This is a genomic window from Burkholderia sp. SIMBA_062, from assembly GCF_046534765.1.
Taxonomy (GTDB): Bacteria; Pseudomonadota; Gammaproteobacteria; order Burkholderiales; family Burkholderiaceae; genus Burkholderia; species Burkholderia ambifaria.
On the sequence record NZ_JAWRYD010000390.1, the window covers coordinates 1 to 258 of the forward strand.

General features: G+C 62.0%; 1 pseudogene. It reads right to left on the minus strand.

The annotated features are described in order from the left end of the window. Positions 1–127 precede the first annotated feature (127 nt). Positions 128–258, minus strand: a pseudogene (locus SB786_RS36800) (diaminopimelate decarboxylase); the annotation flags it as partial.

A 258-nucleotide genomic window follows, 5' to 3' on the forward strand; every position in this document is an offset into this window, starting at 1 on the left:
CGTGTGGCTGCGAGCGCGCAGTTTGAAGCCGCGTTAGACGAGCGCGCGCGCCGCAAACAAAAAAGGCGATGCCACCGAGGGCATCGCCTTTTTTATTCGATCGCCTGTTGATGCGTCGCGGCGCTGGTTACGCCGGCAAGATCGCTTCGCCCGCAAACAGTTGCTGGACTTCCTCGCGCGCGCGGACCAAATGCGCCTGTGTACCATCGACCATCACTTCCGCTGCGCGCGGACGCGTGTTGTAGTTCGAGCTCATCG